23 protein-coding genes are annotated in these 22,659 nt (G+C 49.6%); 21 read left to right on the forward strand and 2 right to left on the reverse strand.

The features are described 5' to 3' along the window. The first annotated feature begins 261 nt into the window (after positions 1-261). The 14 genes from ACO0LG_RS14820 to ACO0LG_RS14885 all read left to right on the forward strand — a co-directional run bounded on the left by ACO0LG_RS14820 (position 262) and on the right by ACO0LG_RS14885 (position 13,083). Positions 262-1,035, forward strand: a complete 774-nt coding sequence (locus ACO0LG_RS14820) for a hypothetical protein (protein WP_423027609.1) — start codon at positions 262-264, stop codon at positions 1,033-1,035. A gap of 290 nt (positions 1,036-1,325) precedes the next feature. Continuing rightward, complete coding sequence (locus tag ACO0LG_RS14825; protein WP_423027611.1) at positions 1,326-1,844, forward strand: hypothetical protein; 519 nt, start codon at positions 1,326-1,328, stop codon at positions 1,842-1,844. Between the two features lie 11 nt (positions 1,845-1,855). Beyond that, positions 1,856-2,473, forward strand: a complete 618-nt coding sequence (locus ACO0LG_RS14830) for a hypothetical protein (protein ID WP_423027613.1) — start codon at positions 1,856-1,858, stop codon at positions 2,471-2,473. Positions 2,474-2,478: 5 nt separating this feature from the next. Further along, entirely contained in the window at positions 2,479-3,207 is a 729-nt protein-coding gene (locus ACO0LG_RS14835) for a hypothetical protein (RefSeq protein ID WP_423027615.1), read from the forward strand. Then, the gene (locus ACO0LG_RS14840) at positions 3,204-3,776 is read left to right on the forward strand and encodes a hypothetical protein (RefSeq protein ID WP_423027617.1); all 573 of its coding nucleotides are present in this window, start codon (positions 3,204-3,206) and stop codon (positions 3,774-3,776) included. Before ACO0LG_RS14835 ends, ACO0LG_RS14840 begins: the two co-directional genes overlap by 4 nt. Positions 3,777-3,799: 23 nt before the next feature. Continuing rightward, positions 3,800-4,342 (forward strand): hypothetical protein, encoded by a 543-nt coding sequence (locus ACO0LG_RS14845; protein ID WP_423027619.1) that lies wholly within the window; start codon positions 3,800-3,802, stop codon positions 4,340-4,342. Between the two features lie 31 nt (positions 4,343-4,373). Further along, a complete protein-coding gene (locus tag ACO0LG_RS14850) occupies positions 4,374-4,880 on the forward strand; it encodes a lytic transglycosylase domain-containing protein (protein WP_423027991.1) in 507 nt (168 codons plus the stop codon). Then, complete coding sequence (gene icmP, locus ACO0LG_RS14855; RefSeq protein WP_423027621.1) at positions 4,858-6,015, forward strand: type IVB secretion system coupling complex protein DotM/IcmP; 1,158 nt, start codon at positions 4,858-4,860, stop codon at positions 6,013-6,015. The genes ACO0LG_RS14850 and icmP overlap by 23 nt, the downstream gene beginning before the upstream one ends. Before the next feature lie 40 nt (positions 6,016-6,055). Continuing rightward, complete coding sequence (locus ACO0LG_RS14860) at positions 6,056-6,835, forward strand: hypothetical protein (RefSeq protein WP_423027623.1); 780 nt, start codon at positions 6,056-6,058, stop codon at positions 6,833-6,835. Between the two features lie 103 nt (positions 6,836-6,938). Then, a complete protein-coding gene (locus ACO0LG_RS14865; RefSeq protein WP_423027625.1) occupies positions 6,939-9,509 on the forward strand; it encodes a type IV secretory system conjugative DNA transfer family protein in 2,571 nt (856 codons plus the stop codon). A 2-nt stretch (positions 9,510-9,511) separates the two neighbouring features. Further along, positions 9,512-10,171, forward strand: coding sequence for a YcbK family protein (locus ACO0LG_RS14870; protein WP_423027627.1), 660 nt, complete (start codon positions 9,512-9,514; stop codon positions 10,169-10,171). A 19-nt stretch (positions 10,172-10,190) separates the two neighbouring features. Then, positions 10,191-11,270 carry a hypothetical protein gene (locus ACO0LG_RS14875; protein ID WP_423027629.1) on the forward strand — a complete coding sequence of 360 codons (1,080 nt, stop codon included), beginning with the start codon at positions 10,191-10,193 and terminating at the stop codon, positions 11,268-11,270. Between the two features lie 520 nt (positions 11,271-11,790). After that, on the forward strand, positions 11,791-12,042 hold the full coding sequence (locus ACO0LG_RS14880; RefSeq protein WP_423027631.1) for a hypothetical protein: 252 nt from the start codon (positions 11,791-11,793) through the stop codon (positions 12,040-12,042). A 27-nt stretch (positions 12,043-12,069) separates the two neighbouring features. Then, on the forward strand, positions 12,070-13,083 hold the full coding sequence (locus ACO0LG_RS14885) for an HNH endonuclease (protein ID WP_423027633.1): 1,014 nt from the start codon (positions 12,070-12,072) through the stop codon (positions 13,081-13,083). Between the two features lie 308 nt (positions 13,084-13,391). Here ACO0LG_RS14885 and ACO0LG_RS14890 read toward each other — a convergent pair whose 3' ends face one another. Beyond that, entirely contained in the window at positions 13,392-15,614 is a 2,223-nt protein-coding gene (locus ACO0LG_RS14890; RefSeq protein ID WP_423027635.1) for a DotA/TraY family protein, read from the reverse strand. A gap of 90 nt (positions 15,615-15,704) precedes the next feature. Beyond that, entirely contained in the window at positions 15,705-16,124 is a 420-nt protein-coding gene (locus tag ACO0LG_RS14895; RefSeq protein ID WP_423027636.1) for a hypothetical protein, read from the reverse strand. 285 nt (positions 16,125-16,409) lie between these two features. Between ACO0LG_RS14895 and ACO0LG_RS14900 the strand changes: the two genes are divergently transcribed. From ACO0LG_RS14900 to ACO0LG_RS14930, 7 genes are all read left to right on the forward strand, one after another. Next, positions 16,410-16,898, forward strand: coding sequence for a hypothetical protein (locus ACO0LG_RS14900; protein ID WP_423027638.1), 489 nt, complete (start codon positions 16,410-16,412; stop codon positions 16,896-16,898). Beyond that, on the forward strand, positions 16,898-17,533 hold the full coding sequence (locus ACO0LG_RS14905; RefSeq protein WP_423027640.1) for a hypothetical protein: 636 nt from the start codon (positions 16,898-16,900) through the stop codon (positions 17,531-17,533). The genes ACO0LG_RS14900 and ACO0LG_RS14905 overlap by 1 nt, the downstream gene beginning before the upstream one ends. Before the next feature lie 149 nt (positions 17,534-17,682). After that, positions 17,683-18,333 (forward strand): hypothetical protein, encoded by a 651-nt coding sequence (locus ACO0LG_RS14910; RefSeq protein ID WP_423027642.1) that lies wholly within the window; start codon positions 17,683-17,685, stop codon positions 18,331-18,333. Between the two features lie 14 nt (positions 18,334-18,347). Continuing rightward, positions 18,348-19,517, forward strand: coding sequence for a hypothetical protein (locus ACO0LG_RS14915; protein WP_423027644.1), 1,170 nt, complete (start codon positions 18,348-18,350; stop codon positions 19,515-19,517). A 25-nt stretch (positions 19,518-19,542) separates the two neighbouring features. After that, on the forward strand, positions 19,543-21,225 hold the full coding sequence (locus tag ACO0LG_RS14920; RefSeq protein ID WP_423027646.1) for a hypothetical protein: 1,683 nt from the start codon (positions 19,543-19,545) through the stop codon (positions 21,223-21,225). A gap of 51 nt (positions 21,226-21,276) precedes the next feature. Beyond that, the gene (locus ACO0LG_RS14925) at positions 21,277-21,918 is read left to right on the forward strand and encodes a hypothetical protein (protein ID WP_423027648.1); all 642 of its coding nucleotides are present in this window, start codon (positions 21,277-21,279) and stop codon (positions 21,916-21,918) included. A gap of 23 nt (positions 21,919-21,941) precedes the next feature. After that, positions 21,942-22,631, forward strand: a complete 690-nt coding sequence (locus tag ACO0LG_RS14930; protein ID WP_423027650.1) for a hypothetical protein — start codon at positions 21,942-21,944, stop codon at positions 22,629-22,631. Positions 22,632-22,659: the final 28 nt, after the last annotated feature.

Genomic DNA, 22,659 nt, shown 5'->3' on the forward strand with positions numbered 1-22,659 from the left:
CAAAGGCCATAACATGGCTCAAAAGTGCATCGAGCAATGCATGCTTGGCTACTTTTATCTACCTGTCAAAGTCAAAAATACAAATGCCCTGGATTGTGGCCAAAATGCGTGGCTGGATATTTAAAAAGTCACGTTGTTGTTAAGTGTATATGTGAGTCGCGGAACAGGGCTTAATTCAGAATATACTAGAACTCATTTCGCCAAAACGCATGAAAATGAGTTTCGGTTTGTAATCAATGTTTTTGTCGAGGAAGCCTGTAATTGAAATCAAGTAAAACCGTGCCAGAGAAAGTAGCGAAAGTGACAGCGCGACGCAAGTCACCTGCCAAAGAGGTAGTGGTGGATGAAGTGTTTCCTGAGCTAATGATAGTGGGGACCAATATCGCGAAAAATAAAAGTTACTACCTGGCACAAAAAGCGCTGATACAACGTGTAGCTCACGGCGTATACATACCCACTGACAAGATGGCAGATGGCAAGGCCATCCTGATGCGGCATGCGATACGCCTGGCCAGCCTGCATTTCAAGAATGCGACAGGCTTATGTTATTCGAGTGCATTCACATTGGAAGCAATCAAGTCTGAGTCCGGGCCGCCCCTGGTGTTTGTTGCAGGTGAGTATTCTTATGGCCTGGAGTTGGGTGAGGGCGACATCAAGCTGATGCTGGTGCAATCCCTTCATCCACCTTATGAAATGCTCAAGACCAATGGAGAACATGAATTTTATGAAGACAAAATATGTTCCGACCCTATCGGTGAATTTGTCGTCAAAGTACCGCGCCCCGAACTTTTGGTATTGCATAATTTCGAACGTGTCAAAGAGTGGTCAGAAAAAAAGATTGCCAGTGGGAACTTAAAGAAGTTTGTCAACTGGATAGTCGATTCCAGATATGGTGGTTCCATTCCTGCTTTCTCAGCAAATTTTGCTGAGCTGGCGATCAAATGCAATCGTTTGGAAGAGCATGATCACGCCGTCACGGCCTTGCTTGCAGAAGGTTTTCCCATGTCCGAAAGGTACTTGCGGAAAATCGTTTGACTTTTGATTTTCATTCGCCTAAACTTTGCCTCATATATGGGGGTGGTGCTGCTGCCTGCGCCACAAAATGCGAATTTAAAGTTGATGATTGCTTTGTGCTGCTTTTGCGTGGAATGCTGGCGCGATTGAATAGCTGGCAATCAACTGGACAGGGACGTTTTACAGATAGCCTGCCCGGTGTGGCAGGTTGTATGAAAAGATCCTGAGTCTGCATTCTTCCGGCTTGCTGCCAGTCTGATCTGGTCATGCAAAAAAAGCCGGTGCGCATACACCAATCACATATATCTGTATTGAACAGTAAAGCAGCCAATGGCTGCTTTTTTATTGACTTGCATAGAGTGTTTGTTGTGAACCTGGAATCGAATCTGCACGCTGGTGAAGTGGCTGTGGCTATAAAGCCTGCAGAAGAAATTGCCCTGCAAAAAGCAGTGCAACTCTGTGTGCAATATTTGCTGGATATGCAAATGGTGTTGGATGCAGGAGTGATTGCACCATTTTGTTTTCACAACTGCATGATTTTTTTATCGAGACCAGCTGGGCAATTGCAGGTAGATGTCGCCGTGTCTGAAGCAGTTGAGCTGGACTATGACATCAAATCCCTGCATTTGAACACCCGCTATGTCATGAATGAAATGATCGCCCGGGCAGTCAGCATGTATGGTTCGGATGGGCAGCAGGCATTTGCCATGTCTTTCCTGTTTCGCGATGGCTGCGGTCTGGTGAAGCTGGAGGAGGCTGGTGGCTACGCTGTGAATTTATTAGAACGCGCGCCGGTATCGCTGGATTATCAAGTCGGATTCGCTGTATAGAGGAGTGACAGGTGAAAGTTTTTTCTATGGTAGTAGTGATGGCAGCGCTCTCTGTATCGGGCTGTGCCACGCGGCAAACAACAGCGCAGTATCGTGAAGTTATTCCAGAAAACAATTTCAGGGGCATAGTCGACTTACCGGCAAAATCGCCTTCACCTTTCATGCGTAACATGAAGCTGGAACCTGCGCAGGCTGCTGATTATGCCAAAGCAGATCCCGTGACCATGAATTACACCTGGTTTTATGAACGTGGACACACCCTGGGGCAACATGTGGATGCGTGGGCGCATCGTTATGCTTTTCGCTTTGAATCCCGCATTCCGCTGGGCTGGGACCCGTATGTACAGTCTGACGGCAGCTTTGTTGGCAACCTGTATGCCGCCATGGAAGACCTGGCTTATTTTTCCGATGAAGGAAGAAATAGTTTCCACCAATATCAAGAGACCAAACGCTTGCGTACAAAAAGCGTGCAGATCACGGTTTTTGAAAAAGAGCGTTATATCCGTATAGAACTCAGAGATGCGATGGCCGAAGCTGCCGAAGCACAGCGTGATGAGCAAGAGCGTGCCGCGGCAGAAAAAGCGGCAGGCAAGACCGCTTTCGCTGACTACTTCCGTTCAGGTAAATAAAGTTCATGGTTTACGCAGCTACTTCTTTCTTTATCCTGGGCTTGTTGTTACTGGGAACGCGCATGTACATGCCTGCGGGTGATGGCAAGCCTCAGGTTTTGCAATATGCGGGTGTTGCGGCTTTGTTGCTGATCGCGCTTTCTTGCGCTTTGGCGGCCTATACCGGCATGGCTGGTAATGGCGTCAAAGGTGGGGAAACTGCGGCAACGGTAAGTGGTGATTTTGGTTTGTCCGGCAACGCCCGAGGCAATGCTGTAGCACCGGCTTTGGATATGTCCAAGCCTTTAAATACTCCCCAGGACCAGTCGGGTGTCGACACTGCGGTTGCGCCAGCGGCTAATGCGCAAAATTCTTTTGGCCAGAAAGAGGCGGGTAGTGGGCTTCCCTCCGTGTTTTCGATGGCACAGGCCAGTCAAATCTGTGCCGGGTTTTCTGAAGTCGCCATGGGCGCATTGCTGGCAGGATCACGCGGCGAGGCCTTTCCGCCTTATGAAGAAAAAGCCAGGCAGTTGAGCGAGCAGGTCATGCGCCTGCCCTTTGTGCGTGAGGCCGGTAGCAAACCCATGCAGTACATCAGCACTTTGTTTGGCACCCTGATTGAAGAGCAGTATTACATTTCTCCGCAAAACCGTGCAGTGCAGTTGGGTCTGATAGGCAAGGTTGATAAAAAACTGGCGCTGGATGCCATGAATCAAGTATGCGAATTGAAAATCCTGGAGATACGTGCCAAATGAATGCCGTAGCCATCAGCGCCGCAGTCAACATAAATGCCCTGCCTGTACTGCGTCAGACCATGGAGTCTCTGCTCGCACCGCAATACATTTTCTTTGCCAATAATGCCGATGGCCGTGTCCATGATGGCATCGTCTATGGTGATAGTGAAAATGACTGGGTATATGGTGAGGAGGGCTTGTTTCCAGCCATGTTGTACCTGGCAGAGCGGCACTATAAAGATACTTTTTTTGAAGGCGATTATGCTGTGGCGCCTGTACAGGGTACGCTGGCCCCGGGTTTTGGTATTGACTGGATTCCTGATCCCAGTTTCCAGAGCCGCACTGGCTATCGTGCACAGATTTCAGATGCAGGTTTGCAGGTTTCACCGTCGGTCATTTTATTGTTTGTGCATGACGCCATCGAACGCATGCACCAGTACAGTTACCGTAAGGTGAAAGACTGGCGTTTTGAGATAGATGATGGACGCCTGTTGGAAGAGCTGGAAGAAAAAAAAATCGTCAATGCCAACGGCTTGCTGGACTTATTCCAGATGGTGCTTACCCCCATGCCTGAGCCTGACAATACTTAATCGCTGCTGCTTGTGGAGTTCCAATGACGGAAAAAAAAGAAGCATCGCCACTCAGGCGCAAACTTGTTCCTTCTGGAGATGCGCAGAAAGCGGTCGGTATTACCCGTAGTGCGTTCAAACGCTTGTTTACCAGCGCGCGTTCGGAGAGGGAAGAAAGTTTTAATGAAGCCCAGGAGCGTCTGGGTTGGAGTGAGGATGATATTGCCGAATTCCTGGCTTACAGGAAAAAAGAAACGACTATTTACGCATTGCTGACAGCAGTCGCTTTCCTGTTTGCCTGCGGCTCTCCATATTCGCAAAATCCGCTGACGCATCTGGTGACTTCTCTGGCTGTCATGCTGATGATAGGCACGCGATGGCTGGTTGCCCATTTTCGCCTCACCCAGATACGGTACCGGGCGCTGTTTTCATTTGCTGAGTACCTGGGAATATTGTTTCCCTTCCTTTCTGAAAGTGTCAAGGATATCAGTGCGGGCTTGAGTGAAAAAACAGAAGAAGATGCAGGCAGACGTACCGAAGAGTCTTCCAAGATCATCGATCTGAACAAGAACCACAATAATCATTGAGGACAGGTTCGTGGATGCCTATATTGCGCCCGTGGATATCAGCTCGGAACCAGCCTTTTATTCCTGTATTAAAGGTGCCTCTGAGTATTACAAGGTGCCATCCATGGCATTGCTGGCAATATATGCGCAGGAACGTGGCTCGTCGGGACAGACCTCAGCAAATGCAAACCGCACTAAGGATTATGGCCGTTTCCAGATTAATGATGCGAGCTGGAGGGAGTACCTGGCGGAGCATCGCATTCCCTTGAACCGGGTGCTGAAAGATAACTGCCTGAACGCCTATGTAGGGGCGAATATTTTCAAGCTCAGATATCTCGCCTGCAAATCGGATGTGTGGTGTGCAATAGGTTTATATCATTCGGCGAATGAGCCTTACCGGTCAGTTTATGTAGGTAATGTGTATAAAAAATATCAGGCAATTCAACGAGACATAGAATTTTTGAACTGGTTCCGGTCACTGGCTGTGTACGATGCCAGCAAAGGCAGATGGGAATATTTAATCGCAGGAGCAGGGCATGCCGCCACCACAAGCAGGTAATTCCGGTAACGATACTTCCAACGAAGGCCTGTGGGCCATGTTGTTGTTTGCCGCAGGTGTGTTGATACTCTGGTTTGTTGGCAAGGGTTTTATTGTCGGCGCAGTTTTCCTGTTCCGTTCTTACGTGACCGGACCATTGATAGGCTTGTTCGATGCCGATGTGCGTGCGGCTATCGAATGGATGCGTAGCGTCCCTTATGGCAATGTGGAATACAGCGAGTTTGCTGCCAATGGCGAACTGATAGGAAAATACACGAAGATACCCGCCATGTTGTTGTGCATTGCCATGGGCGTCTATATTTTCTTCAAACATCCATCGCAAAAATTCAAACGCCGCTGGGACATGTTCAGCCTGGCAAAAAAAGAAGTGGCTTTGTGGCCTTGCATTACACCGGTGCTGGACGCCAATCTCCTGAAGGTGCCAGTCGATAGCGGCCGCTGGGCCTGGAGCACGACTCCCAAGGAGTGGGTGGAAAAAAACCAGTTATGGGAAATTTACCAGGAGACTTCGCCTGTCAGCGGCTTGGCCGTTGATAAACGCCGTCTCGACCGCGCCAGCGCAGAGGTTGCATTGATCAGGCAACTCGGTCCAAAGTTTGTATCGTTCAATGATTTGCCGCCGTATCTTAAAGCTTTGTTGGGTTCTTTCATGACCAAGATCAGTGGCGACAAAAAAACTGCGCTGAAGATATTGAATCAATTATCAGCATCCAGCACAGCAGCCGGTGTCGCCAGCAATGATCTGTCAGCCAAGCTGGCAATGGAGAAATTCGATACTGAACTAGGTCTGGCCTGCTTCGAGAAATATAAAAATACCGATGCCATTGTAAAAATTCTTTCGCGCCATGCCTATATGGCGACAGCCATGCTGGCCTTGCTGGACAAGGCGCGTACCAGTGGCGTGGTGGCCTCTGCCGAATTCTTATGGCTCAAGCCGGTCAACCGTACGCTGTTCTATATGTTCAACGCCTTGGGACGCAGAACCTGCTGGATGGAATCCGCCGGCATATTTGCCCATTACCAGGCGGAACTGCAGTCAGGTAGCAAAGTAATGCGGCCCTATGTCAAGACAGCACTGGATGGCCTGGAGTCTTATCTGGATGAATACCTCGATACCTACGGCAGCCAGCTGTGATGGCTTTTGAATTCAATATGATTTTATTTAGGAAAACGCAATGTTACAGAATCTGATCAATCGCTTTGAAAGCTATCAGGCTATCCAGGTCAACAAAAACTTTAATTCCCATGAATTGACTGTGCTTGGGAAAATTTTGCTCGAAGGTGCACGCGAAGTTGAAGTGGCCAATGTCATACGCTTTCCCTCCATAGAACAGGGTTTTTCGATATTTTCGATAGAAAGTGGCTCTACCCTGTCGCCGCAACCAGCGCTGGGAGTTGCCAGTGAATCCGATGCGACACCAGCTCCAGCGCCTGCGGCACAACCTGACCGCGTCCTGCCCAGACTGGCAAGTGGCCTGGTCAGTGATTTGAAGAATGATGCCTACCACCTCATCGTCAGGCAAGGTAATGGCCTGGAGCATGGCATGGTGCTGGCTTCTTTCACGAACATGCAAAGTGCCGGTCTTGCCTTGCGTAAACTGGCAAAACTGAATGCCAGGAAAACCCGGTTCTGGAAAATTCTCGGCGTCCTTATCGTCTTGTATTTGCTGCTGACCATTCCCATGATCAAGCGCCCACCGCAAAAATCCCTGGATGAAATCGCCTCCAGCATGGAAATGCGCAATCCGGAAGTCGCACGACAGATGGAAAACATCAACCGTAGCCGTACTGTCGGTAGTGAGCTCATGGCCCAGCCGCAGCAAACCATGCCGGCACAGCCAGATCCATCCTTGATGCTCGGTAGCCCTGGCGCAGCGATGGAGCCTGCACCAACTGCGCCAGCGCAAGGTACAGCAGCCAGGCCCGAACAGAGCCAGGGTAATTTCGGCTTTTAATGGCAGCCCTGGTGCAGGGATAAAACGGATTGGTGCATGACAGATGCACGGCTCCAGATGTGATTGACATCAGTTTTTGACATAATCGAGTATTGAGGGAAGTATGGCCCAACCACAACAGGCAGGTCTTGAGCCGGAAAATGAGGTCAAGGCCCATCACAGACGTCGTGATACGCGTCCGCAGTTACAAAGAATAAAAGAAGACATTCTTTTCAAGCCGGAAGCTGCCAGCATATTGATGTTTGTGATTGGCGCAGCCGCCATGATCTCGCCTACCTGGCATGAATACATTCTTGTGTTCGGCATCCTGCTGTTCCTGTACATACGCTCCAGCTTCAAGCATTACAGCCTGCCTTTCCGCATGCCCATGTCCACGGCCTATGATGCTTCTGCGAATGAGGGCAAAGGCCGCTCGGGCATTATCGATCCTGAAGAAATTAACCCTGCAACCGACAAGCCAACCTGGGCCAAAGGCATCTCGCATTTTGGCAACCGCAAAAAAGACGATGCTGAACTCTGGTTCAATAATGATGACCTGCGCACCCACATACTGATCTTTGGTTCTACCGGTAGCGGTAAAACTGTCGCCCTGGTATCCATGGCTTATAACGCCCTGATGCAGGGGTCAGGCTTTATCTTCGTCGATGGTAAAGGCGATGCCAGCCTGTTTGCCACGATCTTTTCCATGAGCCGTGCGATGGGCAGAGAGGATGATTTCCTCATCATCAATTTTGGTACCGGCTCACGCGATATTGAAGGCCCGCAACTGACAAAGTTATCAAATACCATCAATCCCTTTGCATTTGGTGCATCTGATGCACTGACACAATTGTTGGTCGGCTTGATGGGCGATTCTGGTGGCAGCGGCGATATGTGGAAGGGCCGTGCGATTTCCTTGCTGACTGGTTTGATGATTGCGCTGGTATCCCTGCGCGATGCAGGCCGTATCTTGCTGGACGTGGAAGTCATACGTGACTTCATGCAATTGAAGTACATCGTCGCCTTATCGAATGGCAAAAATCCTATCGATGGCACACCCATCAAATTGTCTGACCGTGCCCAGGCTGCCATCAAGGCTTACTTGAGTTCCCTGCCTGGCTTTGTAGAAAAGAAAGGCGCCGACCAGTCCGCCACGACGCTGGAACAGCATGGTTATCTGCAAATGCAATTTACCCGCGTGCTGGGGTCATTGTCAGATACGCTGGGCCATATCTTTAAAACCAATCTTGGTGAAGTGGATCTGTACGACGTTGTCGTCAATCGGCGTATTTTGGTCGTCTTGCTGCCCGCACTGGAAAAATCTCAGGACGAGCTGGCCAATTTGGGTAAAGTCGTCATCATGAGTTTGAAAAACATGATGGCTGCAACGCTTGGTGCGCAGATGGAAGGCAGCAAGATGGAAGTACTGGACAACCGACCTACCAATGCGCCGTCGCCGTTCGTGACGATACTTGATGAATATGGTGCCTATGCCGTGCCAGGTGTTGCCGTCATGCCTGCACAGGCGCGTAGCCTGGGTTTCAGCATGGTCTTCGCCAGCCAGGATATGCCAGGTTTTGAGAAAGCTTCCAAGGAAGATGCCGCCTCTATCGCGGCCAATTGCAATATCAAAATCTTCATGAAGCTCGAAGATGCCGAGCGCACCTATGAAATTTTCGAAAAATCAGTAGGCATGGCGGACGTCATGGTCATGGGCGGCATGCAGGCCAGCACCAACGGTATGTCCACCAACTACATGGACAATATGAACGCCACCATGGAACAGCGTTCACGCGGTTCCCTGCAAGACTTGAAAGAGCAAACGCCGGGTGAAGCACATATCCTGTTCAAGTCCAGAATTATCCGTGCCAGGATGTTCTCATGCGGGATGGTGGATGAACGTAATTTGCTGGGCAAATACAGGTTAAATCATTTTATCAAAGTCAAGCCGCCTGCCTATGGCGAAATGGCGGAATGGGACTTGTCGCCGGAAGCATTGAAAAAGAAAGCTGATGCAGCTAAGGCGCAAGCAGAGAAAGACCAGGCGGCTGCGAAAGAAGCGGTAGTTGCAGAAGCAGCTCCTGTCATCGCCAAGGCTACGCCCGCCGCTGACAGTGCATCCGCTGCCGTCCAGTCCACCAGCAATGCCGCTCCGGTAAAAACAGAAAGTCAGGCCGCGTCAGCAACACAGGAAACAGGTGTCAGGGAGCGCACCGCACGTACCCTGTTTGGCAAACGATCCGGCCAGAAAAAAGCGGCGGAACAGGAATTTGATGGTGCCGTGATCAGCATCTTTGGCCGCAGCAATGATAGTCTGGATGACGCCAGCAAGGCAGTGGTCGCCCCGTGGGCCGCAGATATACAGGCCAGCATGCACGAACAACTGGCACCTGCAAATGCGTATGAAACAGGCTGGCAAACGGCAACTACCCTGAGTGATTTGTATGCCATGGAAGAGAAATATGGCAAGGCCAGGCAGACACAGATACTGATAGACCAACAGCATACCCATGCTGCTCTGGTCGCTATGGACAGGCTTCTGGGTGTGGACGCGGCGAAGGCGCAAAATGATGCCAGGCATGTGATCGATGCCATTGTTGCCAATGCTTCTTATGCCTGCCAGCCTACGCCAGCGAAGCGCAGCGGCAAAAGCAGCCTGCTAGAAGCGTTCAGCAAGAAATACGCTGCCAGGTAATCATGCACATGCACAAGTCGCCAGCCAAACTGGAAACCAGTACAGCGCAATCACCCAGACGTGATTTCCTGGCGAAATCCTTTGCTGTTGCGGCGGGGCTGATCTTGCCTGCCACAGTGGGTGCCGCCAATGTGGCAGCTGGACAGTTATTCAGGCCGGATTACTATTATCCAGAGAAGCCTGGCGAAGGGGGCATTTTGCGCCGTATCTATCTGACGCGCGAAGCTTCGAAGTGGCATCCAGCGGAGCGCGCTGACTTCTTGCTCTGGGGTAAAGATGGCCGTATCGATGCCGAGGGCTACAAGCGCCTGTGCTGGTTTTTACGGGATGTCAGAAGCAGCAGGGTAGTTCAGGTGGATATGCGTCTGGCAGCGCTGATTACGGCGGTGCAGAGCCATTTCTGGTTTCACCAGGGCATACATGGTTATTATCACCTGACCTCTGGCTATCGCTCCTGGGTCACTAATGACCAGACCGAAGGCGCAGCAGCAGATTCTGGCCATGTGTATGCCGGCGCTGCAGATGGCTGGCTCGATGGTGTCAGTGTGGAAGATCTCGCCGGTGCTGCTCTCAGTCTCAGGGCTGGTGGCGTTGGCTTATATAAAAAACGCGGGTTTGTTCACACTGATGTAGTGGGAAAGCCGAATTTATGGAAGGCATGATGTAATGCAAAAGAAACACATGGTAAAAAGTATACTCATGGCGCTGGGCGTGTCGCTTTCTCTGTCTGCAATGGCAGCGACTGACTGGAAGAAAATCATGACGGCGCGTGGCAACAAGGTCGTCAAGGAATTTTCTTCACCTTCCGGGTTTCGCGGCCTGGTCGTAGAAGCTGCCGGTGCAGAGAAAACATTCTATGTGACTGAAAACGGTGATTATCTTTTTTCAGGCGAGCTGTTTGGTGAAGACGGCTTGCCCTTGTCACAGAAGAGTGTTGCGCCAAAGTCAGCGCCAGACTGGAACCGCATCATGCAGGGCAAGGGCAATAATATCGTCAAAGAATTCCGTTCCTCTTCCGGCTTCAAGGGCTTGGTGGTAGAGCGCAATGGCAGCAAGAAAATATTCTACATCACTGCCAATGGCAAATTCCTGGCGGCTGGCGAGGTATTTAACTCTTCTGGTGGTTCCATCACCAAAATCGAGCTGGCTGAACAGGCAGGCATCGCCCAGGCCGTGCCTGCTGCTGCCCCAGGATTGTCACCAACGCTGGCGAGCGAAGTCGATAAAACCGTCTCTGAGCAAAGCAAGATGCTGACCACCATTCGTGAGTTGGAAACTGTTCCTACCGAATTCAAGAACAAGGTCTTTGCCGCAGCAGAAAAATCTACCGCATGGGTAGAAGAGGGCAGTGGCAACAATATTGTGTATGTGATCTTTGACCCTATCTGCCCGCATTGCCATAAAACCTGGGAAATGCTGCGGCCCTATGTACAGCGCGGCCTCTTGCGGGTGCGCTGGATACCCGTCATTTCATTGAGCGGTAATAATATGCAAAGCCCCTCCGCGCAAATGGCCGCCTACTTCTTGTTGAACCGCGGTGAAACCGATATCGTCGAAAAGATGTTCAGGAAAACCATCAAGTCGGTCGCCCCGGACGACAGGATGGCGCGTTCCTTGTCACAAAATCTGTTGTTCTTACGCGATACCAAATTTAGAGGAACTCCTCTGCTGATTTATCAACGTGGCGGCGAACGTAACGCTTTCATTGTCCCGGAGCAACCTGAAGTTGATCAAATAGAACGCATGATCAGAAAAAATTGAAACCAAATGTTTCCTGACGCTGTCGTTGATGGAAATTTGAGGAGGTAATCCACCTACTTGAGTAGGTATTCAATGTCAAAATCAGTGAAAAACAGGTTGGCAGGGATATCATGCAACAAGCAGCGATTGCGGCCTGAGTTCTCTTGAAACGATGGTTAAAATTGCTGCTTCTTCATAGCAGTATTCCAAGCGCAATATCAGGCATCGCCGGAGAGGGCGGCGCATTGATCAAGTGGTATCGAGCCTTGTTATCTGAATATTTTATTTTTTGTCAAGGGTGCTTGCAAATAGAAACAAAAGCAAAACCAGTTTGAACCTCGTACTATAGGCTGAACATGGCCGCTAGGTTAAGATATACAGCTTAAACGCTTGCCAAGATTCATGAATAGTTATTATTAATCTACGGCAACTTCTGTCTTTTTAAGCTAAATTTAAACAAGCAAGTCGGCATTTTTCATCGTGTGGACATTCTTCTCTGCAACAATGAAAGCTGCAAGCAAAAAGACGGTGTGAGGTAGAAATGGTTTACTTTTGGATTTTGGTGGTCGTATTGCTTTGTCTTGTTGTATATGCCTTTGATCAGCAATCTGAACTTGATCCTGAGACGGTCGGGCCGCGCAAATTGTTCGTACGCATGGTGATCTGGTGCTTGCGTTCCTTGCGCCAGCTGGGTCGGAACATCGTACATGGATTCAAGACGGATGTAGCAGGTTGGCGCTCTGGTGCCCAGTTGAAGAAACGGACTCGGCAAAACCCGGAACATAAAGATTGATAAGTGCGTTTTAGTTTGGAGCATTCAGTGAACGAAATCATGAATGAGGACTTGAAATCTTCAGAACCCTTAGCCCAGCCACTGACCAGATGGGCGGACCTGACGATGCACACCTTGCGGATGGTGGTTGCCTATGATCCTGATACGCAAAGCAAGCGCTTGTGCCTGCTCGGCCCCTTGTCGCTGGCGCAGCGCCGTGTACTGGCCCGTGAAGATTTCTATGAAGAGCGCGGACTGCTGTTCAGGGACGAATTGAACTTTGGTCTGACGCAACTGACCGCTATATTTCCATATGTCCGCGCAGTCAACAAGCATGCCAGTGACATAGGCGTGCTTGCGGCTGAATTGCCTGCCCTGCAGCAGGAATTGAAAAAAATGGCGGCTCTGCGTCCGACGATCGTCACTACGGCCTCAAGCGCAGAAAATCTGTTGCAGGTGCCGTTGAGCCGACCAGTACTGTCAATAGAGCCTGTCCCGTTTTCCAGCCGCTTTTCCAGTGTCCGCAGCTATCTTGGTCATGCTGAATTCAACCGCCTCAAAAAAGCGGTTTTCATACGTGCCGGTTATCGTTGCGAAATCTGCCTGGAAAATGGCTTTGAACAAGGACATCAGCATCCCGTTGAGTGTCATGAAGTGTTTGAATATGATGAGCTCAAGGGCACGCAAAAAATCACGGCGCTGATGAGCCTGTGCCCACGTTGCCACTCGGTTAAAAATATAGAGCTCAGCCGGGCAAAAAGTGATGATGAGTTTGAAGCCGCCATGGCGCAATTAGCCAGGATTAATGGCTGGAGCAAGCCGCAGGCGCAGACGTATTACCAGCATGCCTTGCATGTGTGGAAAGAGCGGTCTAAGAAATCGTGGGAATTGAATCTGGATATGCTTGATGGAACAGGCTTGCAGTTTCCCGGGGAGGATAACCAGACGGTAAAGCGCCCAAAGCGTGGCCGTGAAATCGGGGCCAAACTACCTTTCCTGTCTCAATTGCCATTGAATAGCATGAAGCTGTTTTCAACGGCCGGTATGCCGGGTGAGGCTTGAACTAAAAGATAGTTGTGAATCGATATAATGAAAAAAATGGCCTGTCTGAAAAGACAGGCCATTTTTTTGACTCCAGCAATTAGTTGCATCATGTTGTCGATATAATTCAAACGGCGAACCATAGCTGAAAAAAACTGAACTCTGTTCCCTGATGCTTTGCAAGTTCAGGTTATTCGATTTGGTCACTGGGTTCGCGACACTACAGTTGATCAGGTCTCAAGTGCAGGCAAGATAGTGAAACTTGGTGCGTCATCCACACCGCCAGCTGGCGGCAGAATGGATGGCGCATTCATGATTAAAGATCAAGGCTATTTTTTCTTTGACGCCGCAACTACTTTACCGCGTTGCGAACCGATACCTGTTCCAATTTCGCTTGTTTTTGTACTTGCAGCTTCTGCACCTTGATGGATGCTGTTCGCAGTATTATGGGCCTGAGATCCAACTGAATCACTGCCACCTATCCAGCGCATGATATTGTCAGGGCCAGTATTGATGATACCAAACACGGTCATAATCATTTTGGTGGTTATGCCTGAATACAATATCAAGGTGCCCAGCAAAGTCATGATACCTACCATGGATCCTTCCGTCATATTCGAGATGGATTGGAAGAAACCCTGATTGATGAAATTCATGATGGGTTTGATCAGCAGCATGGCGGCGAACAGGAAAATCACCATCAAAGCCGGACGTATCAATATGGATAAGACGAACATATAGCCTGGCGAGCCACGGCCAGCAATATCATGTCCTTCCGGGTGCATGTGGGCAATCGCCCAGATCGGTGCAGCAATAACCGCTTCGACAAAAGAGATAAGCCACCAGGCAACGCCAGAAACCCAGAACACATAAGGAAGCATGGGCAGGATAATACCAAGAAACATGCCCATGCTCAGCATGAGTCCGCTCAGAGCGGCCAGGATGATGGACAAGGTGCTGGTCTCTTCCAGTTTCTTGTTCAAGAAAGCACCGGATCCTTCCACCAGCATAGCCTCCCCTGCAAGAATCGTGGTGTCTCCAATGGCCTTTAATTGTACGAGCGGGTCCATGCCATTTTTTCCGATTTCACCTACCATGGCAAATTTCAGGACGCCGGTCGAAATGCCATCGGTCAAGGCGTTCCAGGTCTTCCTGATATCCTTGTAATCAAATTTGGCTGGTGTATCGCTCTCTATCTTGGTGGCGAGGCTATTCGTGCCAATAATGGTTTGCTGCAAATTGTTCAGGAAAACTGAAAAAGCAGAGTTTTGACCGTCATTCTGCATGCCTGAAATATTGGGAATCGTATAGGCGGTGGATATTGCACCGTTGATGACATTTTGCGCTGCATTGTTCAGGTTGCCTATCTTCATGTAGAAAGAACCTGCGTGCAACCAGCCGCCATTTTTCATCTGCTCACCCATTTTCAACATCCACAATTGTTCAGGCGTACTCCCTTCGAAAAGGGTGGCCTTCATATTCTCCCTTATTTTTGTTATCAAGTCCTTTTCATATTGGAGCTGTATGTTTGCCAGCGTATTTTCATATATGCCCCCTGGCAGCATCAATTTCTTGGATGCATCGGTTGCCTGCAATAAATCAGTCGCCATATCTTTCAGGACCTGGCTGTTGAGCATATCGGTAATAATTTTCCCGTGCTCCTTGCGCATAATTTTTTCAAAATTATTCTTATGATCAGAATCGAAAAGTTCTACGCCATCGACCCCGGAAAAATTGAATGATGAAAACGGTTGGGCCGTTGTATCCGCGAGTATCTTGGTACAGCCTTCTTCTGTAGAAAACAGGTTGTCACAGCCAACCAGGTTGGTAGAGGCGTTTTTTAACTTGCTCCAAGTGCTGGAAGCACTCCATTGTATAGAGCCACAAAAACCGGCACTACCAGCATCTTGAGATCCGGCGGCGGCGTAAATTATCTTACCATCAGATGCCGATGGTGTAATTTCCATGCCGTACATATTGCCAGCCTCTCTGCATGCCACCATCAGGAACGCTTGTTTCGCGGTTTTGTTAGGGGCAAGAAACGGCTGTGTAATAAAAACCTGCTTGGCGATGGTGGAGTATGCCGTGGTCCAGATGCTGCTGCCCAGGCCGACTGCCTGTATGCCAGACCAGATCAGTACAACTTGCAAAAAGGAGTAGCCGGCAACTGTTGGCAACAACATGGCCATACCCGCTGCGGTGCGCAAGGGGACCATCATGGTGTCCCATTTCTTGCCCAGCCATTCGCCATCCTTGGCGGTATGGACCGCGCCACCTATGTAAGTGTAAGCCATGATTATCATACCGATGACCAGGACACCTGCATTCATCTTGCTTAACAGGTTTGAAAGAATATGATTGTCATTATCGGCAATGGTGCCTTCATAAATTCTCAGAACGACATCACCAAAGACAACCCGCAGTATTTGTACTGAATAGTCGTTTTGTTGGCCCTCGGGCACCCAGAAATTTCCCGCATGCGCTCCAGTAGCCACCAGGGCAGCGGCCAGGGCCAGCAAGATGTAGATATTGAGTTTTTTGCTTGTACGCATGGGTATCTCTTTAATGGCTGAATGCTGTTTGGTAAAGTCCGCTGCCTGCTGTCACTGTGTTGTGATTCAATCCGGTTTTGCTGACACTGATCAAATCGGTGTAATACGTTTCTTCTTGCGCGCCGTGCCGGTCGCCAGATCCGGTCGTCCGGTAGGCAGGGTGATGGCGGGTGTCAGATCCATGCCCTGGCTGAAGGCCCTCTCGTGATAGCGTTTTTCGTTTTCGTTGACTACTTTTTCACTTGGCTTCTTGTGCAGCTTCTTGCCTGGATTTCTGGGGTCATCATTCGCATCAAGTACTAATACCGGTTTTGCTGTCGGCACACCATTGAGTGTCAGATGCGGCTGGTTTAATGGAATGGCATTTGCATTGTTCGTATTTGGCTGGTTGTACAACTCCGCAGCCATATCTGCGGCATGCAGGGCGTGCGCCACCAGTACACCGCCTACCGGGCCCAGCATGATGTCGGCAACATGATGGGCTGCCTCTATCATTTTATGTTTTTGCAAATGATCGCCAAATTCATCCGTGGCCTCAGCATCGGATGTTGTTGAATTTGCATTTCTTAATGTTGACTTATTATCCAAATTTACCACCATTAAGTTTTTTACTTTCACTTTTTCAATTATTAATGATAACCTGATGGTAAAAACTCGACAAGTAAAATAATATTTTTAAAAAACTTATTACTTGTAAAGGTTTTTTGAAATAAAGTAAAAAGTACAAGGGTATTTTCTTTAAATAATTCTGTAGTTATAATGCGTCAGTGTTGTATTTTCTGGCATGGATAATATATGGTTGATTTAACAAGTGAAGGCTTGCAAACGTACTGGAGCGACGTGTCGCCCGGTGCGCCGTATATTATTGGCGCGATGGATGCGACCGAGGATTGGGTGCTGAGTAGCGAAGCACCCTTGGATGATGAGTTGGCTGCACTGGTGGCATCAATGCCAGCCATGCTGGCTCAGGCAGTGCAGTCTGGACAAAAGACCACCTTCATTAATGACTTGCTGGTTGTGCTGGCGTATCTGCATTCATCACGGGCCTTGCGCCTGGTGTATTGGTTGGAAACTGGGTTTCCTGAAATTGAATTTAATTTCCTGCATGAGGCGCAGAATCTGTACGAACGAGGTGGCGTGACAGCTATCGACCGGGTTGCTTTCAAGCTCATGATGGATAGATTGCGTTTCGCCAGAAAGACAGCCTTGTTGCAAACTGTATTTGCACCGGAACGGCTGGCTGCGGTAAAGGCTGCCATTGAACAGGGCGCGCGGGTGGCTTGATGAAATTGATTCCTGAAAAATTACTGCCGTTGATCTGGTTGGCAATGATGGCATTGCTGGCATTGTTGACGCTGATGCCAGGTATCAGTGCTGCTGATAGCATGTCCGGCATCGGTGACCTGACCATTACCACGCTGGATGCAGGCGCACAAAAAACCTTGGAACTGAGCGGCGCAGTGGGGGCAAATCAGACAGATCTGGCGGCGATTGATCCCTGTGCCACCAAAGCAAAAGATTCCCTGACAGAAGGGCAGCAACACATGGCGCGTGCCATGACATACAGTGATCCGGTCAAAAAACTGAATGACAGTGTGAATACCTGTCTTGACAATATACAGACAATTTCTGCGGTGTTTAACTTGCCAACCAGTTTCAGTTTCACGCAAATGTTTGAAACAATACTGAAACAGTTGATGGAAAAGTTGGTGAATGAAGTCATTATGAAAATATGCGCCGCCGCAACGGGAGCATGGAATTCTGCCGTTGGTAATGCGATAGATACGCTTAATTCAGGCATCAATCAATCCGGCATCAATACTTTTGGAAATGTCGTCGTTGTCGGGCCTGCACCGCCCGGACCTGCGCCTGTAGCACCTGCACCACCTAGTCCTCCTTCCGCCATACCAGGGTTTTAATCTGAGTGGAAAGTCTGCTGGCCGGGATAGAAATGACAGGAAAGTAACTGAATACAAGTAGAGTAAATAAGCGAATTAAATGGGCAGAATAAATAAAATGTATGCGCTTGAGTAGCTCAGACAATGATATGAAAGCAAGGAGCTTAGTGATGCGGGAAATTGTGAAAAATATGATGTGCCGTTTGTTGATAGTCTCTGTCGCCCTCATGCCAGCGATGGTCAGGGCAGACAGTGTCTCGACTGTTGGTGCCGTGGGCTCAGTAGATTCTAGTATTGTGATACTGGATGCGAATACGCAAAAAAACATGCGCGCGACAAATGCCCTGGGCACGAGCGAAACAAATGCCAGATCGCAAAAAAATTGTGGCAACCAGTTTGATACTGCGATCAATAATTCTGCAAAGAATGTGGCAACTGCCGCAGCGCCTGGTGATCCGGTCAAGCGCTTTAATGATTCCATTAATTCTTGCCTCGAAAATATTCAGTTGATTTCTGTTGCTTTCAATTTGCCAACCAGTTTCAGCTTCACTGCTGCTTTCGAAGCGATCCTGAACCAGTTGATTGACAAACTCATTAATGAAATCATCATGAAGATATGTGCTGCTGCCACTGGTGCATGGAATAGTGCTGTCAACAACGCAGTTAATACGGTTAATTCAGGTATTAATCAGTCTGGTGTGAATACCTTCGGCAATTTTGTTAATGTCGGCACTGCGCCGGCAAATCCTCCCCCGGTATACTCGCCGGCGCCGCCACCTGCTGCGCCTGCCCGGTCGCAATCGACTATCCCTGGCTTATGAGTGAAGGTTAAGCGATGAAAAATCTGAATAAAAAATTCGTGGCGATTGCAGTTTCATGTGCCCTTGCCGTGCCTGTCACATTAATTCCCTTGCGTGCTGACGCCTGTTGCGGCGATGGCGCATTGGCGGCAGCTGGCGCAATATCTGCTGGTGGAGAAGTGGCTGCTGCGGTTACGGCTGCTGCTGCTGCGATTATTGCGGCCATGACGGAAATCGTCGAACTGCAAATCTTGCCTGAAATCTGGGGGGCTGGTGCCAAGGTCAAGGCTGCAGTTGAAATGAATGGTGCCAGGGCCAAGGTACTGGCAGAAGGCAAGATCGCCGTTGATGGCGACATCAAGATCAATGAAGCTGCTGCCATCGCCTTGCTGAATATCAAAGACCCCATGCTGAACGGTCAGCGCAATTGTTATGATCTGGCGTCCTCGACCACCCTGGGTTCGGCGGTAGGTGGTGTTACGCCTGACTCCCAAAGTGTGCAGGAAAAGGTCAACTACTTCCGCAATGGTTCACCGGATATCCGCTCAGAGATGGCCAAACGCTATCAGGACGATATGATTTATATGGACAGCAGCGCAGAAGGCAAACGTTATTACCAGGCACCGGTCAATGTTTCCAAGACAGTTCTCGCCTCTGCTGATAAACCTCTGGATGATGCTGGTCTGATTGCGGCATCACGTTTTGCGGTCAATGTGGTGGGTGAACCACCGAATACCCCCAAAAATGTCGATGAAATCTCCAAGACTGCCGCTGGCAAGCAATGGCTGTCGGCCAATAATACCTATGCCGCGCGGGCATCCGTACCATTGGCGACGATGGAGAATGGCGCCCTGATGCGCAAGGTTGATCCCAGCCTGACACCTGATTCCATGGGGTTGGTTGCGCCTGGTATTACGGCCTTGTCCCCTTTGCAGGCAATGAAGCTGTTCGTCGAAAATCGTTTTGTGGATCAGTCCTGGTACCTTACCTTGTCTCAGTACAATACCAATGGCTTGTTGCGTGAATTGAACAAGATGATGGCTTTCAAAAGTTGGATGGATTATCAATCCTATGTACAACAGGAAAGGGTGGAGCAAAATCTGGCAACGCAAGTAGCGATCCTGAATGAAATTGCCGTGAGCATGAATCCGAATTACGCGAAGAATCGTGAAATGGCTCTGCGTGCCATTGGCACAAATCCTTAATCGCATGCTCAGAGCGATGACATTCATGCGAATTTATTTCAACAGGCAAAAGCCGCAGAAAAACACCGTCACCAGGAAAAGTGGTTTGCGGCGGTATGCGCCGGCTTACCTGAGTTTTTTGCTATTGTCTCTGTTCTTTATTTCCTTGTCGGCCAGGGCTGGTGTCTGTATTTATGAGGGCTACATCATTTGCGAGATCTGGTCGCCGGACATGTTGATTGCCATAGCGGAGGCATCAACAGGGATCCTCGCGGCGATTTCTGCCGCCGTTTCTGCTGTGACCCTCGCTGCTACTTCGCTGGTTAATTACCAGCTGTTGCCTGAGACCTGGGGTGCAGGCGCAAAAGTAGCTGCTGCTTTTGAACTCAGTGGGGCACGTAATAAGGTAGAGAAGGATGGCGAAGCCGCCATGTTGCAGGGTAAGTCGTTTCTGTACGGAACGCAGGTTGGCCTGCCCGGCAGTACTCCACGCGGCCCGGAAGAAGCAGCGGCTGCTACCCTGATCAAGGGAGTCGGTGCCAATATGCCTACCAAGGTCTGTAATGAACTGGTTTCGCAAACACAGGTCACCCCCCTGATTTCTTCTGGAACGGCGATAGCTGCCGATGCCATGAATACCCGCCTGATCAATAGCATGCGTACTTCAAGGATGGCAGATGCAGAGGCAAGTTATCTGCGCCATTCCACGACTTATTGCAGCATGTCTGATGTTTTTAATGGCATTTGCGAAGCCGCAGCAGCCGATCATTTACAAAATCTTGATGTCATGCCGCCAGGTTATACCAGGACTGGTGAGGCAAAGACTACCCAACTGTCAGAAGAAGAAAAGCGGGCGGCCATGGTATGGTCAGAGAATGTCATGGGTATGGGTAATTACCCAGCTACTGACTACAATGAGGACACCTATAATTCCGACGCAAGAAAGGCATTTTCAGGTAGTAATGACGTCATACAGGCGCGTATGAGTACCGTGGCTCACTCGTTTAATTCGCAAATTGCCCGCCGCAGTAAGGTAGTGGTGGCATTCAATGCGGATAACTCTGCACGGGCCGACGTGGCCAACCAGATTGCCGATGCCAATCCTAATCTTGACCCGTCTTCAACCACGACGGGTTCACCGGAGACGCAGGCACGCTGCGCTGCCAGTGCAGACTTTGCCAAATATGAAGCCATGGGCAAGGCAGATGTGAACGCCGCCATCAATAGTTCCTTTGCCAACGGTGACTCTGGTACTCCGTTGCTCAATTTTGGTATTTCCCGGTCTGCCTGGCATTACTATGCCTATGTAGAATCGACCAAGAATCCGCGCGCGGTGAGCCCGGCTCACTATTATGGCTTGTATCAGATGGGTGCCGGTGCACTGGCTGACGTTGGCATGAGCGGGCTTTTGCCAGAGCAGGTGTTTGATCCCTATCAGAATGGTATCGCGGCGAAAAAATACGCGATCGCCAACATAGCTGCTTTTAGCAGTACTTTCCCGCAGGGCGTGAAGGGGGTACCGCCTGTGTTTGTCCTGTACGGCATGCACAATATGGGCGCTGCCGGCTTCAAGCAGATTTACGACAATATTACGACAGGTGCGCCCTTATCTGCCGCCAGGAAAAAAGCCATACAGGGCAATATGAGCCCGCGTGTACCGCTGGAACAGATCAATGGCCAGATGTATTGGGAGTTCTGGCGCAAGAAATTTGGCATCAATGCTTGCTGATGCAGGCCATGATAAAAAGAAATAAAGAAATAGAGAATATCTGGTGAAACCATGAAAAAAAGTATGCTCGCCATTATCCTGGCTGCAGTGGCTGTAGCAGGTCATGCCGCAGATGCAGTCAGATTGGGGCAAGAATTGAAGTCAGCTGCAGGTGTCGAAAAAATCATTGCGCTTGCAGAGGGCGGCAAGGACACCTACTGGATTTCGACCTTTGTCCGTGACGGTAATTGCCCCGAGAAATCAGGCAAATGCAGCAATGATGCGATGACTGTGCGTGGCCCTGGCGGTGTGACCAGTGTCTCTGTTGAAGATGCCAGCGGGGCTGGCGGATACCTGTCACAGACAAAAAACCAGGTCGCCGTAGTTCTACTGCCCGCCAACAAAGGTGGTTATGTCTATGCCTCTGCGGAGGTGTATATATTCGGTGCAGACAAAAAGCCTCAAAGCGCACTCAAGACTGCAGAAGTGTTGTTGAATAATCTGGAAGGTGCTGCATGCCAGGGTAAGAAGCTTTGTGCCGACAGCAAGTTCGCTGTCAGTTTCCCGGGGGCAGTGACGTCAGATTATCCAGATGTGGTCTTGCATCAGACCGGGACCGCACTGAACCAGGCTGGCACGGCGCTGGAAAAACTGGACAGGAATTTTTCATTTACTTTTGATGCCAAGACCAGGCAATACATTGCTAAACGATGATGCGGGTGTTTTTTAATCATTGCTTGTTTGTCCTGCTGATTGGTTTAGCTGCTGGCATGGTGCAGGCGCAAACCACCCTTGGGAGTGAACCGGCAGAAGACAATCCCTGGTTTTCGTTTTACATGATAGAAAAATCGGCCAAGAATCAAGCCGAAGTGAGCAAGACATTCTCCTTGAAGGAGCCGGATGCTGTAAAGAAAATCGATACTTCGCTGGCTTATGCTTATCCCAAGCTGGCGGTGTTGCGTCCTGGTGGCATTATTGCTACGGAGCCAGATAAACGTTATGCGATGATTTACAGAAAGATGGCGTGGTATGCAGCAAATGACCAGGTAGTGTCGGCACAAATTTTATTTTATACCGCAGTCCGCCTTAAAATGGCTGACCAGAATAAAGGTGTAGCACTCGATTTACCCTATCTGACTTTGCATCATTTTATTTACAACAGTATCTGTGTCGATACGATGCATAACAGTGAATACGACAAGACGGTATGCAAGGCAGTGCAGACGGCGGCGACACGGGCGCAGGGTGAATTGCGCAATGAAAAACTCAGGCAATACCTGAACTGGGCGACTCTGGGACTGGGATTTGACGACAAGATCGCTTATGAAGCTGGCGTGTCGCTGATGGAGCGTGAGAATCCCACGCGCAATGAGAAAGACACGATCAAGTCCATACTAAAACCATTGTTGAAAAAAAATGCAGGCTAAATTCAAACTCCGACCCTTTCTGCTGGCA

The sequence above is a fragment of the Undibacterium sp. Ji42W genome, from assembly GCF_049340405.1.
Lineage (GTDB): Bacteria > Pseudomonadota > Gammaproteobacteria > Burkholderiales > Burkholderiaceae_D > Undibacterium.

Excerpts from the sequence above, each read along its gene's own strand:
- ACO0LG_RS14835 (WP_423027615.1), top strand. The coding sequence starts at position 2,479 with ATGGTTTACGCAGCTACTTCTTTCTTTATCCTGGGCTTGTTGTTACTG.
- ACO0LG_RS14840 (WP_423027617.1), top strand. The coding sequence starts at position 3,204 with ATGAATGCCGTAGCCATCAGCGCCGCAGTCAACATAAATGCCCTGCCT.
- ACO0LG_RS14845 (WP_423027619.1), top strand. The coding sequence starts at position 3,800 with ATGACGGAAAAAAAAGAAGCATCGCCACTCAGGCGCAAACTTGTTCCT.
- icmP (WP_423027621.1), top strand. The coding sequence starts at position 4,858 with ATGCCGCCACCACAAGCAGGTAATTCCGGTAACGATACTTCCAACGAA.
- ACO0LG_RS14860 (WP_423027623.1), top strand. The coding sequence starts at position 6,056 with ATGTTACAGAATCTGATCAATCGCTTTGAAAGCTATCAGGCTATCCAG.
- ACO0LG_RS14865 (WP_423027625.1), top strand. The coding sequence starts at position 6,939 with ATGGCCCAACCACAACAGGCAGGTCTTGAGCCGGAAAATGAGGTCAAG.
- ACO0LG_RS14870 (WP_423027627.1), top strand. The coding sequence starts at position 9,512 with ATGCACATGCACAAGTCGCCAGCCAAACTGGAAACCAGTACAGCGCAA.
- ACO0LG_RS14875 (WP_423027629.1), top strand. The coding sequence starts at position 10,191 with ATGGTAAAAAGTATACTCATGGCGCTGGGCGTGTCGCTTTCTCTGTCT.
- ACO0LG_RS14880 (WP_423027631.1), top strand. The coding sequence starts at position 11,791 with ATGGTTTACTTTTGGATTTTGGTGGTCGTATTGCTTTGTCTTGTTGTA.
- ACO0LG_RS14890 (WP_423027635.1), bottom strand. The coding sequence starts at position 15,614 with ATGCGTACAAGCAAAAAACTCAATATCTACATCTTGCTGGCCCTGGCC.
- ACO0LG_RS14900 (WP_423027638.1), top strand. The coding sequence starts at position 16,410 with ATGGTTGATTTAACAAGTGAAGGCTTGCAAACGTACTGGAGCGACGTG.
- ACO0LG_RS14905 (WP_423027640.1), top strand. The coding sequence starts at position 16,898 with ATGAAATTGATTCCTGAAAAATTACTGCCGTTGATCTGGTTGGCAATG.
- ACO0LG_RS14910 (WP_423027642.1), top strand. The coding sequence starts at position 17,683 with ATGCGGGAAATTGTGAAAAATATGATGTGCCGTTTGTTGATAGTCTCT.
- ACO0LG_RS14915 (WP_423027644.1), top strand. The coding sequence starts at position 18,348 with ATGAAAAATCTGAATAAAAAATTCGTGGCGATTGCAGTTTCATGTGCC.
- ACO0LG_RS14920 (WP_423027646.1), top strand. The coding sequence starts at position 19,543 with ATGCGAATTTATTTCAACAGGCAAAAGCCGCAGAAAAACACCGTCACC.
- ACO0LG_RS14925 (WP_423027648.1), top strand. The coding sequence starts at position 21,277 with ATGAAAAAAAGTATGCTCGCCATTATCCTGGCTGCAGTGGCTGTAGCA.